This window comes from Sinorhizobium sp. NFACC03 (genome assembly GCF_900103435.1).
Classification (GTDB): Bacteria; Pseudomonadota; Alphaproteobacteria; order Rhizobiales; family Rhizobiaceae; genus Ensifer.
The window spans coordinates 84,435-99,585 of sequence record NZ_FMXF01000018.1 but is presented as its reverse complement, the minus strand read 5'-3'; the positions used below and the strand labels follow the sequence as shown (position 1 = coordinate 99,585).

Genomic DNA, 15,151 nt, shown 5'->3' with positions numbered 1-15,151 from the left:
GAGTTACCCTTTCACCGCGCCGAGCGACAGGCCTTCGACGAGGTAGCGCTGGGCGTAGAGTGCAAGTGCGAGCGTCGGCGTGACCGAGAGCACGATGGCGGCGGCGATCTGCCCGTACTGGATGCCCGAGGACGTGACGAAGGCGAGCGCGCCCACCGTCACCGGCTGCTTGTCGGCGGACGCCAGCACCAGCGCGAAGACGAAGTTGTTCCAGGCGAAGATGAAGGCGAGCAGGCCGGCGGCGGCAATGCCGGGTCCGGCGAGCGGCAGGGCGATCTTGCGGAAGGTCGCGAACCAGGAATGGCCGGCGATGCGATAGGCATATTCGACGTCGGCCGAGATATCCTCGAAGTAGCCGCGCACGATCCAGAGGATGAGTGGCAGGCAGATGAGCTGGTAGACCCAGATCAGGCCGAAATAGGTGTTGGAGAGGCCGAGCCACTGGAAATACTGCGTCAGCGGCAGTAGCACCAGGAGAGGCGGCGCGAAGCGGAAGGACAGCAGCGTAAACGCGATGTCCTCCGAACCTTTGAACTTGTGGCGGGCAAACGCATAGGCCGCGGGCACGCCGAGCACGAGCGCTACGGCAACGGAGGCGACCGACAGGAAGATCGAGTTGCCGAGATTGCGCATGAAGGCGATGTCGAGCGTACCGGCCGCCGTCTGCAGCTTGCCGGTGATCAGCGCCGCATAGTTCGAGAGCGTCGGCGAGAACACGATCGACGGTGGGATTGCGAGGATCGTCTCGTTCGTCTGGAACGACATCAGGAAGATCCAGAAGATCGGGAACATGAAGAAGACGACGACGAGCGTGAGGGCGAGACCGCGCAAGACCCGTTCGAGCGGAGACATGGTTTCCATTGGTCCCTCCCTTAAGCTTCGCCGCGAGCGCGTTCGCGCAGCCGCAGCCAGTTCTTGATGAAGACGTTGGACAGCGTGTAGGTGATCGCCCACAGGATGATCAGAAGCGCTGCCGAACGACCGACATTGGTCGACTGGAAGAAGTTGAGATAGGCCTCGACCTGGAAGACGGTGAGCGTGTTGCCGGGTCCGCCTTGCGTCATCGCATAGATGATGTCGAACTGCTGGATGCTGTCGAGCAGCCGGAAGAGCGTCGCCGTCAGGATATAGGGCGTCAGCATCGGCAGCGTGATGCGGAAGAAGACGAAGCTGCGCGGCACGCCGTCGAGGGCCGCCGCCTCGAAGGGCTGCGTCGGCAGCGAGCGCAGACCCGCCAGAAGCAGGATCATGATGAAGGGCGTGTAGACCCAGATATCGACGAGAACGACGGTCAGAAGCGCGGTGTCCGGCGAGGACGCCCAGCGGAAATCATGCAGGCCGATGAGGCTTGCGAGATAGCTGAGGATGCCGAAGCTCGGATTGGTCATCAGCTTCCACATCAAGGCGGCGAGCGCCGGCGCGATCATCAGCGGCAGAAGCAGCATGATCGAGATGAAGTTGTTGACCGTCGAGCGCCGCTGCAAAAGCAGCGCGATGCCGAGACCGAGCAAGAGTTCCAGCGTCACGGTGAGCCCGGCATAGAGCAGCGACACCTTGAGCGTGTTCCAGAAGGCCGGGTCGGTGACGAAGTTGAGATAGTTTTCGCCCCAGTTGAACTGGCGCGCCCAGGGCTGGCTCAGCCGATAGCGCTGGAAGGAATAGATTACCGCCGTGAAGAACGGGATGAGGATGCCGATGCACACGAGCAACGCCGGCAGGCTCAGCACGTAGGGAAGCATCTTCCTGCTGATCCTGAAACCGGAGGCCGGTCTGCGGAGGATTTCTGTTGAAGCCATGTCGAGCTCCGTTCCTGAAGTCTTTAAAGAGCACGCGGCACGCGGGAGCCTATAGGCGCCGCGCCAGTCCCTCGGCATCTCGGGTTGATTTCGGTGCAACCTCAAACCGGTCGCAACAGGCCGGCTCAGCCGGCATCTCGGGATGCCCGGCGCTTGTCAGCGCCGGGCATCGCTTGGGAGGCCTATCAGCCGAGACCCGCCTCTTGGAGCTGGCGGTTGATGCTTTCTGCAAGCTGGTCGAGACCTTCATCGACAGGCACCTGCTTGGCGACCATCTTCTGCAGCGTCGCCGCCCATTCGGTGGTGACGTCGAAGAACAGCGGCTGCGGCGTGAACTTGATGGAGGCGCCGGCGGCCGAAGCGTCGAACATTTCGACGTAGCCCGGATACTTGCCGTTCAGCTTCTCGCGGAAGATCTCGTCCTTCCAGATCGACTGGCGAACCGGATCGACGAAGTCCATCTTGGTGGCGCCGAACAGCGCATGCTCCGGACCGGAGGCCCATTGCAGGAAGTACCAGGTGGCGTCCTTGTCCTTGGAGAAGTTGGACATGGCGAGCGACCAGATCCAGATGTTCGGCGTCGAGGCTGTCGCTTCCGGGTTTGCGGCAAAGGCGGCATAGCCGAGCTTGCCAGCCATCTTGTTGTCGCCGCCGTTCATGAAGTAGCCCAGGCAATCGGCGTCGAAGATCATCGCCGACGCGCCGGCGCCAAGGTCGGTGCCGACCTGATACCAGGTATAGGTCGACCAGTCCTTCGGGCCGCTTTCCTGGATCATCTGCACGAACTTGGCGTGATAGGCCTTCGATTCCGCGGTGTTCATCGCTGCCGACAGCTTGCCGTCCGCGCCGACGTTCAGGTCCTTCTGGTTGAAGTTGGCATATCCCGACAGGAAGCCCGGGTGGATCGTCGCCCAGGAGCGCGAACCACGCACACCGATGCCGTAAATGCCGCCGATGTCCTTCTGCAGCTTGGCCGCGACCGCGATCATGTCGTCGAGGTTCTTCGGTAATTCGACGCCGGCCTTGTCGAACATCTCGCGGTTATAGGTGATGTTGTTCTGTTCGAACGCCCACGGAATGCACCATTGCTTGGCGTCTTCCGACCCAAGCGCTCCGCCCGGCTGGCCGTTCCAGGCGCAGGAGTTCTTCACGCCGGCAAGGAAATCGTCCCAGTTGTAGTTGGGGTTGGTCTTAGCCGGATCCTTGATCCATTCGTTGAGGTCGGCGATCCAGCCGGCCGGGCCATAGGTCCAGGTCATGTAGGCGCCGGTCATGAAGGCGTCGTATTCGGCCGAGCCCGACGACAGCGCCGCCGTCACCTTGTCGAAATAGACGTCTTCCGGAAAGACGTCATAGGTGACCTCGATGCCGGTCAGATCCTTGAAGGCCTGCAGGTTGGCGATCATCGCATCGGCGTAAGGGTGCTTGTTCAAAAGCAGCTTCAGCTTCTTGCCGGAATGCGCCTTCCAGTCGAAATCGGCGGCGAGCGCCTGGGTCGACATCATGTTGAACAACGTGCCGGCCGTGCCGGCCGTCAAGCCTGCCGCACCCAATCCCTTGAGCATGCCGCGGCGGTCCACCTCCCCACGCAGGAATGCGCTGATGAGGTCCTTCTCCTTCTCGTACATCCGTCTTCTCCTCCGTTGCGGGTATGATTGCGACTGCCGGCTACCCCACCGGTATTCCTCCCTTTGAGACCCGAACGGCAGATCCTCCCTGCCCTCCGCATGGCCTCGAATGTCTCAGCGCCTCATGCGCTTTCGGCCGCAAGCGCCCGTGCCGTCCGCTCGTCGGTGATAAGGCCGCTTAAGTGTCCACTTGCGAGCACGGCGCGAATGGCCGGTACCTTGATCTTGCCGCCGGCCACAGCAACCGTGCGGCGGTTCTTCAGGTCCTCGCGGCTGAGCGTGAAGGTCCGGTCGGACAACGCTGTTTCGACTGGTGCGCCGTCCTTGTCGAAGAAGTGGCCGAGCAATTCGCCCATCGCCCCGCCCTTCTGGATTTCCTCGATCTCGCTCATCTCGATCATGCCGGTCGAGACCAGCGATGCCTCGCGCTCGACGGTGCCGATGCCGACCATCAAGAGATCCGCGGTCTTGGCGAGATCGAAGACCTCACGCACGCCGCGCTGGCTGAAGAGCACGTCGCGATCCTCGACCGTGTTGGCAAAGAACGGCACCGGCATGACATAGGCCTCCGCACCGGTGCGCTCGGCGAGCCGGTGGATCACGTCATGCGGGTTGGCCGAGAACTTGCGGGTGAGCCCGCCGAGCAGCGACACGAAGCGGGTGTTGCCGCTTGCCATGCGCGGCAGGTATTCGACGCACGCGGCAAGCGTGCGGCCGTGGCCGACGCCGACCAGTGCCGTCTCGCCGCGCTCGATCTCGCGCTTCAGGAACTGCGCGCCGGAAATGCCGAGCGCCTTCAGGGGCAGATCGTCGGAATCGAAGTCCGGCACCACCTCGCAATAGTCGAGGCCAAAGCGCGCCGAAAGCGCCTGCTCGAGCTCGACACACTCCGAGACTTCGCCGTCGATATAGACCTTCACCAGTCCTTCCTGGTTGGCCTTCATGATCAGCCGATGGGCCTTGAGCGAGGTAAGCCCCAGGCGCTTGGCGACCTCGGCCTGGGTCAGCCCGCCGGCATAGTGCAGCCAGGCCGCCCGCGTCGCCATGCTGGTCTCGTCGTCACGAATACCTGTCCCGCCAATCGTCATTGTCTCCACCCGGTCCTTATTGCGCTGCATGATATTTTTTGCACAGCGTGATATTTTTATCCGTTGATGAAAGAAATTTCATGTCGTGCAAAAAATGTCAATAGCGATCAGCCGCGCGATCGATCACGTTTGTGGAGGAATGGGATTGGGAGAGCCGGCATCGACCGGCGCGGCGCGCCGTCGGGGCGCCGCTACGGGCGGGCATGCAGTGATGGGCGGCGCCTACACGGCTTACTGCCCGAGGTTTCTCAGATACAGCGACAGCAATTGCGTCTGCGAGGAAATGCCGAGCTTGCGGTAGACGTTCCGGCGGTGAACCTTGACCGTACCGGTGGAGATGCCGAGCCTGAGGCCGATCGATTCCGACGAATGGCCCTGCAGAACCAGTTCGATGATCGAGGATTCCCGCTCCGTCAGATTGAGATGCTGCCAGACGCCATCGGCCGGTGGATGCGTCGCCTTGCGGCGGCTGCGGCCGGTTTTCGCCAGCGCCGCATCGAACCGTCGGCCGAGACCCGCCCAATGATGGCGCACCAGTGCCGAGACCAGCGGCTCGACCTTCTTCAACAGCGCAAACTCCGCCGGGCTGAACGGCCCCGTCGCCTCGCGCCGCATCAGCGACAGCACGACGGTGATCTGCTCGTCGACCGGCACGAAGAAGCCGACTTCCTCCGCAAGCCCGGTCTGCACATAGTAGGTGCGGTAGTATTCCGAGGAGAAGAACCGATCGGGCGCAAGCTCCCGCATCCGCCAGATGCCCGGCTTGCCCTGTGACGCCGCATGGTAGAACGGGTCAAGCAGATAGGGCCCCGCCTGGTAGAGGCTGACGAAAAGCACATGATCCTTGGCGTTGAAGGTGCTGAAGAGATCGATCGGCCGTTCCTTGCCGCGATAGGCAAAGACGACCACATAGTCGAAGGTCATCAGCGTCGACATCAGCCGCCGATAGGCGGTGCCGACCGCCTCGTCGTCTAGCGCAGGACCTGCCACCAACGATGCCATGACCTGAAAAAGCCCCTCGAGATCGACGCTCAAACCGCCCTCCCGGCCGATATTTCCTGCTCCGGGGTATACTCCTCACACAGAGCATTCCACGTTGAAATACCTCTCTCGGGGTATATACCGGCAGGGTGCGCGCTGACTAGGCTGCGTATCAATGACGGTGGAGTGCCAGGACGGAGATTCCTGGCTGCATCCGAAAACAACCGCAGGGAACAGACGTGACATCCGCTTCGACGAACGACATCGAATTCCGTTCGGTCGCCAAACGTTATGGCGCCGTGACGGCCGTATCGGACATTAATCTCGAGGTGCCGCGTGGCGCCTTCATGGCGCTTCTCGGGCCTTCCGGCTGCGGCAAGACCACCTGCCTGCGCATGATCGGCGGCTTCGAGCAGCCGAGCGAGGGCACGGTCTTCATCAGCGGCGAGCCGATGAACGGTGTTGCCGCCTACCGCCGCCCGGTCAACATGGTGTTCCAGCACTATGCGCTGTTTCCCCATCTCGATGTCGAGCAGAACGTCTCCTACGGCTTGAGGCAGATGCGGCCGCGCATCGCCAGCGCCGAGATTTCCCGCCGCGCCCAGGAGGCGTTGGAGATGGTACGGCTCGGCGGTTTCGGCAAGCGCCGCATCCACGAAATGTCCGGCGGCCAGCAGCAGCGCGTGGCGCTCGCCCGCGCCATGGCGGTCGAGCCGAACGTGCTGCTGCTCGACGAGCCCCTCGCCGCCCTCGACAAGAAGCTGCGCACCGCCATGCAGATCGAGCTGCAGACGCTGCAGCGCGAGCTCGGCATCACCTTCGTGCTCGTCACCCACGATCAGGAAGAAGCGCTGTCGATGAGCGATTTTGTCTGCGTCATGAATGCCGGCCGCATCGTCCAGGTCGGCCCGCCGCAGGAGATCTACGATCGTCCCGCAAGCCTCTTCGTCGCCGATTTCGTCGGCAAGACCAACCGCATCGATGCGACCGTCGACGGCGCCTCGTCGCTTGTCCTTGCCAACGGCGCCCGCTTCGCCACCCCTGCCGTCAATGGAACGAAGGGTGCGGCAACGGTGGCGCTCAGGCCCGAAGCGATCCGCCTGACGCGCAACGGCGCCGCCAGCGCAGACGCGCTTGCCGGCACCGTCACTCACCGGATCTTTTTGGGCTCAGCCGTCGAATACTCCGTCGCGGTCGACGGGCTCGGCGATTTCCTGGTGACGGCCGACCGTCGCACGCTCGGCGACAGCGAACTGGTGGAGCCCGGCGAAAAGGTCGGCCTCGCCTTCGATCCGAACGCGCTGCACGTCTTTCCAGCCTGAACTCTCCCGGCCTCACCAAGCCGGTTCTGCCGCCTACGCATGAACGTCAAACGATAAAGGGAACAGCGTCATGAGCAAATGGTACAGAGAAAATGCCCCTATCACCGCCGATCAGCTCTCGGACGAACTGATGCGCCTGAAGCGCGGCTCGGTTACGCGCCGCCACTTCCTCGGCGTCACCGGCCTCGGGCTTGCGACCGCAGTTCTCGCGCGCCAGCCGGGCCTCTTCAATTCCACCGCCTTCGCCGGCGATCTCGGCACGCAGATGTCGATCGCCACCTGGCCGAACTACCATGACCCCGCGACGTTCGAGGCCTTCCAGGCGGCAACCGGCGTTGCCGTCGAGGTCAATGTCTTCGGCTCCAACGAGGAAATGCTGGCGAAGCTCCAGGCCGGCGGCACCGGTTGGGACCTCTTCGTTCCCACCAACTACACGATCTCCACCTATGTGAAGCTCGGCCTCATCGACGAGCTCGATCTGTCGAAGCTGCCGAATTACGACGCCTCGACCGAGACGGCGCGCTTCACAAACGAAGGCGTCGTCGACGGCAAGACCTATGCCGTGCCGAAGAACTGGGGCACAACCGGCATCGCGCTCAACTCCGGAAAGATCAAGACGCCGGTGACCAGCTGGAAGGACTTCTTCGAGATCGCCATGACCGAGGCCGACGGCCGCGCCATGGTCCACGACTACCAGCTCACCACCATCGGCAATGCGCTGGTATCGCTTGGGTTTTCCTTCAACTCGATCAAGCCGGACGAACTAGCCAAGGCCGAGGAGCTGCTGATCAAGGTGAAGCCGCATCTCTACGCCATCAACAGCGACTACCAGCCGTCGATGCGCGCGACCGATGCCTGGATGACCATGTGCTGGACCAATGACGGCGCCCAGCTCAACCGCGACATGCCGGAAATCCAGTTCGTGCTCGGCAAGGACGGTGGTGAAATCTGGTCGGATTTCTACGCGATCCCGAAGAGTGCCGCCAACAAGGCCGCCGGCTATGCCCTGCTGAACTATCTGATGGCGCCGGAAAACGCCATGAAGGAGCACATCGCCAACGGCGCACCAACCACCGACAGCCGCGTGCTGAAGCTGCTGCCGGCCGACGTGACCGGCAACAAGATCGTCTATCCGGACGAGGCATCGCTGACCCCGCTCGAATTCGGCGCCGCCGTGACGCTGACCGACCCCGGCCGCGCCGAACTGATGGCGCGCTTCAAGTCGGCTTGATCGAAACTGCGACTGCCCCTCATCCATGCGGTGAGGGAAACGCATGCGTGGTGAGGGAACTGCCCCTCATCCGCCTGCCTGTCCCTTCTCCCCGTTCTGACGGGGAGAAGGGACAGGCAGCAACCTTCCCGCTCCTATCTCCCGCTTCTCATGCGTGGGACCGAGCGGGCGCCACGAGTCCCCCTTCGCCCCGCCTGCGGGGAGAAGGGGGCCGGCAGACCGGACGAGGGGCTTCCCTCACCGCGCGGATGCCGGGCCGAAATGCTAATGAAACCAGATGGATAGATTTACATGCCCGCGGCAACGAATACGAAGAGAAACCTGGTGACGGCGGCGCTGGTGGCGCCGGCGGCGGCGTGGCTGATGATCTTCCTCGTGCTGCCATTCATCGCCATGCTGGTCTTCGCTTTCGGCGAACGCGCACCGGAAGGCGGCTATCAGGCGGCCTTCACCTTTGCCCAGTTCGCCAACCTGCCGACACGTGCGGCGGCCTTCTGGAACACGCTCGTTCTCGCGCCGATCGGCGCGCTCGCCTGCCTGCTGATCGCCTATCCGGTCGCCTACTACCTCGCGGTCAAGGCGAACCCGCGCTACCGGCTGATCCTCGTATCGCTGGTGGTCGTACCCTTCTGGACCAGCCTGCTCGTGCGCACCTATGCCTGGATGTACATCCTTGGCTCGCGCGGCATCCCGAACCTTTTGTCGATGATCGGCATCGAGGACGTGAGGATGCTCAACACGCCCGGGGCCGTGCTGCTCGGCATCGTCTACGGCTACCTGCCGCTAATGATCATGCCGATTTATGTGAGCCTCGAAAAACTCGACCGCCGGCTGCTCGAAGCCTCCGCCGATCTCGGCGCCAAGCCGGTCTCGACCTTCTTCGGCGTCACCCTGCCTTTGTCGCTACCAGGGGTGATGACCGGTGTCGCGCTGGTGACCATCCTGCTTCTTGGCGAATACCTGATCCCGCAGCTCTTGGGCGGCGGCAAAGTGTTCTTCATCGGCAATGCACTGGTCGATCTCTTCCTGCAATCGCGCAACTGGCCCTTCGGCTCGGCGATCGCCGTCACCCTCGTTGCCGTTGTCGTGGTGATCCTGATGGTGGCGATGCGCATTGCCTTCCGCGTTGCCGGCACAAGACAGGTGGATCTCGTCTGATGCGCGCCTTTATCTCTTCCGTCTATCTCTTCCTCTACGCGCCGATCGCGCTCGTCGTCTTGTTCTCCTTCAACGCCGGGCGTAACGCCAGCGAGTTCACCGGGTTTTCGACCGCCTGGTACGGCAAGGCGCTGGGCAACACCTTCCTGGTCTCGGCCTTGCAGAACAGCCTGCTAATCGCCTTCACCAGCGCCACGCTTGCGGCGATCTTCGGCACCATGGCGGCCCTTGGCATGGAGCGGCTGGCGCCGCGCAACCGGGCGATCTTCGATGCGCTCTTTGCAGCGGCAATCGTCGTGCCCGGCGTCGTCATCGGCATCGCGACGCTGGTGGCGTTGGTCGCCGTCTTCTCCTTCATCAATCCGGCGCTCGCCACCATCTGGCCGGGCGATCAGCCGCCGCAGCTCGGCCTCGGCTACGGCTCGATCATCGCCGCCCACGGCCTGTTCTCGATGGCGCTGGTGACGATGATCGTGAAGGCCCGCATCGCCAGCCTCGGCCGCGATATCGTCGAGGCTTCAAGCGACCTTTACGCGACACCGCTCACGACCTTCCGGCTGATCGTGCTGCCGCAGATCCTGCCGTCGATCCTCGCCGGCTTTCTTCTGGCCTTCACCTTCTCCTTCGACGATTTCATCATCGCCTTCTTCGTCGCGGGCTCGAAAACCACGCTACCGATCTACGTCTTCGCCTCGATCCGCCGCGGCGTGACGCCCGAGATCAACGCGATCGCGACGCTGGTGCTTGTCGCCTCGCTGCTTCTGATCCTGACCGCCCGCATCCTGATGCGAGAGAAGAAAACAAAATCCGGGGAGTGAAACCATGATCCTGAAAGACCGGGTCGCGATCGTGACCGGAGCCGGCTCCGGGATCGGTCAGGCGGGTGCGGCCATCATGGCGCGCGAGGGCGCCCATGTCGTCGTCGTCGATCGCAGCCTTGTGGCAGCCAGCACCGCCGTCGAGGCGATCGCCAGCAAGGGCGGCAGCGCCGAGGCGCTGGCGATCGACGTCACCGACGACGCCGCGCTCAGCGATGGCATCGCCGATATCCTCTATCGCCACGGCCGCATCGACATCCTGCACAACCATGCCGGCGCTCAAGTGGCGGGCGATCTCGAAGAAGTCGAGATTTCGGGCTTCGACCGTTCTTGGAACCTCAACGTCCGCGCCCATTTCATGGCCGCACGCCTCGTCATGCCGTCGATGAGGGCGGCCGGCCGCGGCGTCATCGTCAATACCTCGTCCTCCTCAGGCGTGCTCTATGATCGCGAGATGATCGCCTACACCACCACCAAACACGCCGTCATCGCCATGACCAAGCAGATGGCCGGCGACTACGCACGCCACGGCATCCGGGTCAACGCGCTCTGCCCCGGCTGGGTCGACACGCCCTTCAACGAGCCCTTCATCGCCCAGATGGGCGGGCGCGGCGCGATCGAATCCTATATCCGCGAAAAGGTGCCGCTCGGCCGCTGGGCAAGTGTCGACGAGATCGCCGAGTCGATCCTCTTCCTCGTCTCCGACCGCTCCTCCTACATGACCGGCCAGATCCTGGTGGTGGATGGCGGCGAGACGGTGGTGTGAAGACCGGACGTTGACGTCGCGTCCCCTTTAGGTTTCGAAGTGCGGCGGCGACACCGCACTTCCTTCATTTCTGGCGCAACAAAGCCACGGACAACTGGGCTGGTTAGGCGCGTCTCCTATCCTCCCTCATTTCTGTGCTTGTCACAGAAATCCAGCCACGGCGCGTCCGCGCCGTGAATGACTTTTGAGAACGCCGGATCGAAGGTGCCTTTCGCGCCACCGACGCGCCGCTGCTGGATCCCTGTGACGAGCACAGGGATGAGGTTGGCGACCTTATCAAGCCTCCGGAACCGTCCCCCGGCATGCCCAAGCCACCGCCGCAAAGGACCGTGGGCCGTCAGGCTGGCCGGCCTCATAGGCCGCGCGTACTGCCGCGTCGACCTTTGCCCGCAGTCCCTGATCCAGCGAGCCAACATATTTGCCCAAGGGTCCCTCGCCCGCCGCGATCGGCTGCCAGAAATCCTCGAACGACTGATAGTCCATGCGGATCATCAGCGACGTCTGCTCGACCTTTTCAAGGCCATGCGCGGCAAAGCTCTGCATCATCTCACCCGGCCGCATCATCGGCTGGAAGCAATATCGGCTGCGTATTTGTTCCGCATTCTCATCGAGCATCGCCGCCGTATCGAGCACCATGCGCATGCCCGGCATGCCGCCAAGGTGATCCCAGACCACGGCGGCGACCACGCCGCCCGGCCGCGTGACCCGGCGCATCTCGGCAACCGCCTTTCCCGCCTCTGGAACGAAATGCAGCACCAGCAGCGCCAGCGCCCGGTCGAAAGAAGCATCGGCAAAGGGAAGCGCGCAGGCATCGGCCTGCTGAATCTTGATCCTCGGATCGGTGTTGGCCTTAATCGCCGCTTCGACGAAGACGGGGGAAAAATCGATCGCGGTAATCTCGCTGAGATCGGCCGCGTGCGGCAGCGCAAAGGTCAGGCTCCCGGTGCCGCAGCCGACGTCCAGCACCCGTTCGCCGTCGGCAATGCCGGCAAAATCGATGAAGGGCGGCGCCAGCTGCCGGCTCCACCGCCCCATCAACTGTTCATAGCCGGTCGCACTCTGCACATTGAAGCTCGATGTCATCGGTGCCCCCCAAGAGCCGAAGGGAGCGCATTGTACCGCGCGCCACGCCTTGCACCAAGGCGTAGATAGTACGTGCCCGTCCGGTTCCTGATGATGGATGGAGGCGAGATGGCCGTTTAGTGCGGGGCTCAACGCGTCTCGCCATAAATCCGTCAGCCAGACCATTGACGGAACTAATTTTGAAGTGCTCATTAGGAACATCAAGAAAAGGGGAAATAAGCGCCTCTTAACGTCCTTTCTGATAATTGGAGCCGTCTCCATTCTCGCGATAATCATTTAAGTCGGACACGACTGTACTTCTGCAGATGGTGACTGGCGAATGGCAGGCGGTATTTCTGAGGCTCGGGCACCCCTGAAATAAAGTGAAAAAACTCGCATTATGAGCGTAGTTTCCACCTGGATGGAATATGCAGCGCACCTCAACTATCTTATTCATCAGATTTCTATGCATAATATTTGTACTATTTATGGCATTTATCATTGACGCTGGTATTGTTTATTTTTCTCAACACATGGCAATGCCAATTATATTTGGAATATTCTTGAGGTCCGCACTTCTCACCGCTTGGCTATCGATAATATTTGCCATAGTTGAACTTATTAACAACATCTCTGATTCAATATCTAATTATACTCTTTTTAGATCATTGATGATCTCAGACATGATATTCGTAAATTCTATTATAGCATTTGTTTTCTATATATATTATTTTGGATCCGGATCGCTGGCGGTATCTATTGCAGACTCTGACGGAATTCTTGTTGACAAAGGCCAGTTTACTATGCTCGACCTTCACAAGACAGTTTCAAATATCGCTACATCTACTTTTTCCGCACTATTTCTACATTTCATGTTTTTGCTTCATGCACTCGCAATCACCAGGCGCACAGATTAAAACGGCTCGAATCAAGGATTTATTGAGGCTCCACTCGGGAAACCTCTCACGCCTCGTCTCACACCTTCACATGCCCGATGCCCTTGGCAGCAATCTCCTCGAAACTCTCGTCGTAGCCGGCATCGGCATAGCGGATGACACCGAGAGCGGTATCATTGGTGAGCGCATGGTCGAGCCGCTCGTCGGCCTCAGCCGTGCCGTCGGCAACGACGGTCACGCCGCAGCTGGTCATATAGCCGGCATAGCCGCCGCCGCCGGAATGCACGACGACGAGATCGGCCATCGACGAGCAGAGCAGCATGGCGTCGAGCAAGGGCCAGTCGGCGATCGCGTCCGATCCGTCCTTCATCCGCTCGGTCATGATGTTCGGGTGCGCCATGGCGCCGGCATCGAGATGGTCGCGCGAGAACGCGATCGGTCCCTTGAGTTCGCCGGATGCGACCAGCTCGTTGACGCGCCGCGCCAGTGCCGTGCGCTCGCCATGGCCGAGCCAGGCGATGCGGGCCGGCAGGCCCTCGAAGGGGATATGCTGACGTGCGAGCTTGATCCAGTTGGTGATGATCTTGTTGTCCGGGAACATCTCCAGCAAAAGGTCGTCGATGCGGGCGATGTCGCTCTCCTCGCCTGACAGCGCCATCCAGCGGAACGGCCCGATGGCGCGGGCAAAAAGCGGCCTGAGATAGGCTTCGGTGAAGATCGGAATGTCGAAGGCATTGGCAACGCCGCCCTCGCGGGCCTGGGTGCGGATCAGGTTGCCGTTGTCGAAGACTTCTGAGCCCTTTTTCTGGAAGTCGAGCATCGCCTTGACGTGTTCGACGATCGAGGCACGGCTTGCCGCCATCAATTGCCCCTGGCCGTCATCGCGCAGCGACTTCACCTGGTCGAGGCTCATGCCCTTCGGCACGTAGCCGTAGACGAGATCATGCGCCGAGGTCTGGTCGGTCACCACGTCGGGCACGATGCCGCGCCGTGCGATTTCCGGGTAGATTTCCGCCGCATTGCCGACGAGGCCGACGGAAAGCGCGCGCTTCTCCTTCACGGCCGCGTCGATCATCGCCAGCGCCGCATCGAGATCCGGCGCGATCTCCTGGAGATAGCCGATCTCCCGGCGCTTCTTCGCCCGCTCCGCATCAATGTCAACGCAGAGGATCGCAGCCCCCGCCATGCGGCCGGCTAGCGGCTGCGCCCCGCCCATGCCGCCGAGCCCCGCCGTCAGCACGAAACGACCGAAGAGATCGCCGCCGAATCGGCGCTCGGCGATGCGCATGAAAATCTCGTAGGTGCCCTGGATCACCCCCTGGCTGCCGATATATTGCCAGGCGCCGGCCGTCAGCCCGCCCCAGCAGATCAGCCCCTTGCGCTGCAATTCGTAGAACACCTCGGCCTTCGCCCATTGGCCGACGATGTTGCAGTTGGCCATGATGACGAGCGGCGCCTTGGCATGGGTCTTCAACAGCCCCACCGGCTTGCCCGACTGGATGATGAGCGTCTGGTCTTCGTCCATCTCGGTGAGCGCCTTGACGATGGCGCGATGCGCCGGCCAGTTGCGCGCCGCCTTGCCGAGGGCGGCATAGACGACGAGATTGTCCGGATCCTCGCCGACGGAGAGCACATTTTCGAGCAGCCGCAGCAGCGCCTCCTGCCGCCAGCCCTTGGCGCGCAGCTCCGGCCCGCCGGGGATCGGGAAACCAGGGTGACGGGGGTTGGCCTTGGGCATTGTCCTGTTCCTCATTGTTGTCTCGGCGGGGTGATTGCCCCTCTCATTCATGTCGGCAGAAGGTCGCTGCCCCCATTTACGTCGGCGGGAGTCGCTGCCCCTCACCCTAGCCCTCTCCCCGCTTGCGGGGAGAGGGGATGGCGTTGCGTTTGCCTCGGTTGCCGAATGCGAACCGCGGCCGTTTCCCCTTCCACGATCGGCCGGTGAATGGCGCACCGCGTGCCACACGCACTGCGGAGAATGGCGGCCACGTCCCCTCTCCCCGCCTGCGGGGAGAGGGTTAGGGTGAGGGGCAACCCCGCCAACACTTATTGGCGGGCAGACCACCAACCTTCACTTCGGCGGCAGCGTCTCGACGAAGGCAATCGCCCCATCGAGCAGCCGCCGGCGCAAGGCATCGTCGCCATAGGCATCCGCACCCACGCGCACCCAGCCATGCATCGCGCGTCCGTTCATCACCATCAGCTCGATATCGGGCAGCGCAAGCGCCCAGCCGTCATTGCCCTTGCCGAGCCGCACCAGCAGCGAACCCTCGCGTGCGCCAAGGAGCAGGTTGCCATGCAGCAGATAGGCCCAGCCACCGAACATCGCCTTCTCCGAGAGCCCGGCGCGATCGCCGAGCTCCTCGCGGATCAGCTCTTCCAACCCGGCATCGCGTGCCATGGCT

At 62.3% G+C, this 15,151-nt stretch carries 13 protein-coding genes; 5 read left to right on the top strand and 8 right to left on the bottom strand.

Going from position 1 to position 15,151, the window contains the following annotated elements; genetic code table 11:
- Positions 1-3: 3 nt before the first annotated feature.
- From BLU35_RS21680 to BLU35_RS21660, 5 genes are all read right to left on the bottom strand, one after another.
- Positions 4-861, bottom strand: coding sequence for a carbohydrate ABC transporter permease (locus BLU35_RS21680; protein WP_057253349.1), 858 nt, complete (start codon positions 859-861; stop codon positions 4-6).
- An 11-nt stretch (positions 862-872) separates the two neighbouring features.
- A complete protein-coding gene (locus BLU35_RS21675) occupies positions 873-1,796 on the bottom strand; it encodes a carbohydrate ABC transporter permease (RefSeq protein ID WP_058321837.1) in 924 nt (307 codons plus the stop codon).
- A gap of 185 nt (positions 1,797-1,981) precedes the next feature.
- The gene (locus tag BLU35_RS21670; RefSeq protein ID WP_058321836.1) at positions 1,982-3,424 is read right to left on the bottom strand and encodes an extracellular solute-binding protein; all 1,443 of its coding nucleotides are present in this window, start codon (positions 3,422-3,424) and stop codon (positions 1,982-1,984) included.
- 122 nt (positions 3,425-3,546) lie between these two features.
- Positions 3,547-4,512, bottom strand: coding sequence for a sugar-binding transcriptional regulator (locus BLU35_RS21665; protein WP_058321867.1), 966 nt, complete (start codon positions 4,510-4,512; stop codon positions 3,547-3,549).
- Between the two features lie 231 nt (positions 4,513-4,743).
- The gene (locus tag BLU35_RS21660) at positions 4,744-5,514 is read right to left on the bottom strand and encodes a helix-turn-helix transcriptional regulator (protein ID WP_502688166.1); all 771 of its coding nucleotides are present in this window, start codon (positions 5,512-5,514) and stop codon (positions 4,744-4,746) included.
- 218 nt (positions 5,515-5,732) lie between these two features.
- Between BLU35_RS21660 and BLU35_RS21655 the strand changes: the two genes are divergently transcribed.
- The 5 genes from BLU35_RS21655 to BLU35_RS21635 all read left to right on the top strand — a co-directional run bounded on the left by BLU35_RS21655 (position 5,733) and on the right by BLU35_RS21635 (position 10,788).
- Positions 5,733-6,815, top strand: a complete 1,083-nt coding sequence (locus BLU35_RS21655) for an ABC transporter ATP-binding protein (RefSeq protein ID WP_093234426.1) — start codon at positions 5,733-5,735, stop codon at positions 6,813-6,815.
- Positions 6,816-6,885: 70 nt separating this feature from the next.
- A complete protein-coding gene (locus BLU35_RS21650) occupies positions 6,886-8,046 on the top strand; it encodes a polyamine ABC transporter substrate-binding protein (RefSeq protein WP_058326781.1) in 1,161 nt (386 codons plus the stop codon).
- A 291-nt stretch (positions 8,047-8,337) separates the two neighbouring features.
- Entirely contained in the window at positions 8,338-9,204 is an 867-nt protein-coding gene (locus BLU35_RS21645) for an ABC transporter permease (protein ID WP_058321833.1), read from the top strand.
- Complete coding sequence (locus BLU35_RS21640) at positions 9,204-10,022, top strand: ABC transporter permease (protein ID WP_057253338.1); 819 nt, start codon at positions 9,204-9,206, stop codon at positions 10,020-10,022. The genes BLU35_RS21645 and BLU35_RS21640 overlap by 1 nt, the downstream gene beginning before the upstream one ends.
- A 4-nt stretch (positions 10,023-10,026) precedes the next feature.
- Entirely contained in the window at positions 10,027-10,788 is a 762-nt protein-coding gene (locus BLU35_RS21635; RefSeq protein ID WP_093234425.1) for an SDR family NAD(P)-dependent oxidoreductase, read from the top strand.
- Between the two features lie 276 nt (positions 10,789-11,064).
- On the opposite strand, the gene BLU35_RS21625 is transcribed toward BLU35_RS21635, so the two are convergent.
- From BLU35_RS21625 to BLU35_RS21605, 3 genes are all read right to left on the bottom strand, one after another.
- Positions 11,065-11,871 (bottom strand): class I SAM-dependent methyltransferase, encoded by an 807-nt coding sequence (locus BLU35_RS21625; protein ID WP_093234423.1) that lies wholly within the window; start codon positions 11,869-11,871, stop codon positions 11,065-11,067.
- Positions 11,872-12,825: 954 nt separating this feature from the next.
- Positions 12,826-14,484 (bottom strand): thiourocanate hydratase, encoded by a 1,659-nt coding sequence (ertB, locus tag BLU35_RS21610; protein ID WP_093234420.1) that lies wholly within the window; start codon positions 14,482-14,484, stop codon positions 12,826-12,828.
- A 333-nt stretch (positions 14,485-14,817) separates the two neighbouring features.
- Positions 14,818-15,147: a TfoX/Sxy family protein gene (locus BLU35_RS21605; protein WP_093234419.1), complete on the bottom strand. Its 330-nt coding sequence runs from the start codon at positions 15,145-15,147 to the stop codon at positions 14,818-14,820.
- Between the last annotated feature and the right edge of the window lie 4 nt (positions 15,148-15,151).

Excerpts from the sequence above, each read along its gene's own strand:
- ertB (WP_093234420.1), bottom strand. The coding sequence starts at position 14,484 with ATGCCCAAGGCCAACCCCCGTCACCCTGGTTTCCCGATCCCCGGCGGG.
- BLU35_RS21605 (WP_093234419.1), bottom strand. The coding sequence starts at position 15,147 with ATGGCACGCGATGCCGGGTTGGAAGAGCTGATCCGCGAGGAGCTCGGC.
- BLU35_RS21665 (WP_058321867.1), bottom strand. The coding sequence starts at position 4,512 with ATGACGATTGGCGGGACAGGTATTCGTGACGACGAGACCAGCATGGCG.
- BLU35_RS21650 (WP_058326781.1), top strand. The coding sequence starts at position 6,886 with ATGAGCAAATGGTACAGAGAAAATGCCCCTATCACCGCCGATCAGCTC.
- BLU35_RS21670 (WP_058321836.1), bottom strand. The coding sequence starts at position 3,424 with ATGTACGAGAAGGAGAAGGACCTCATCAGCGCATTCCTGCGTGGGGAG.
- BLU35_RS21635 (WP_093234425.1), top strand. The coding sequence starts at position 10,027 with ATGATCCTGAAAGACCGGGTCGCGATCGTGACCGGAGCCGGCTCCGGG.
- BLU35_RS21645 (WP_058321833.1), top strand. The coding sequence starts at position 8,338 with ATGCCCGCGGCAACGAATACGAAGAGAAACCTGGTGACGGCGGCGCTG.
- BLU35_RS21640 (WP_057253338.1), top strand. The coding sequence starts at position 9,204 with ATGCGCGCCTTTATCTCTTCCGTCTATCTCTTCCTCTACGCGCCGATC.
- BLU35_RS21680 (WP_057253349.1), bottom strand. The coding sequence starts at position 861 with ATGGAAACCATGTCTCCGCTCGAACGGGTCTTGCGCGGTCTCGCCCTC.
- BLU35_RS21660 (WP_502688166.1), bottom strand. The coding sequence starts at position 5,514 with ATGGCATCGTTGGTGGCAGGTCCTGCGCTAGACGACGAGGCGGTCGGC.
- BLU35_RS21675 (WP_058321837.1), bottom strand. The coding sequence starts at position 1,796 with ATGGCTTCAACAGAAATCCTCCGCAGACCGGCCTCCGGTTTCAGGATC.
- BLU35_RS21625 (WP_093234423.1), bottom strand. The coding sequence starts at position 11,871 with ATGACATCGAGCTTCAATGTGCAGAGTGCGACCGGCTATGAACAGTTG.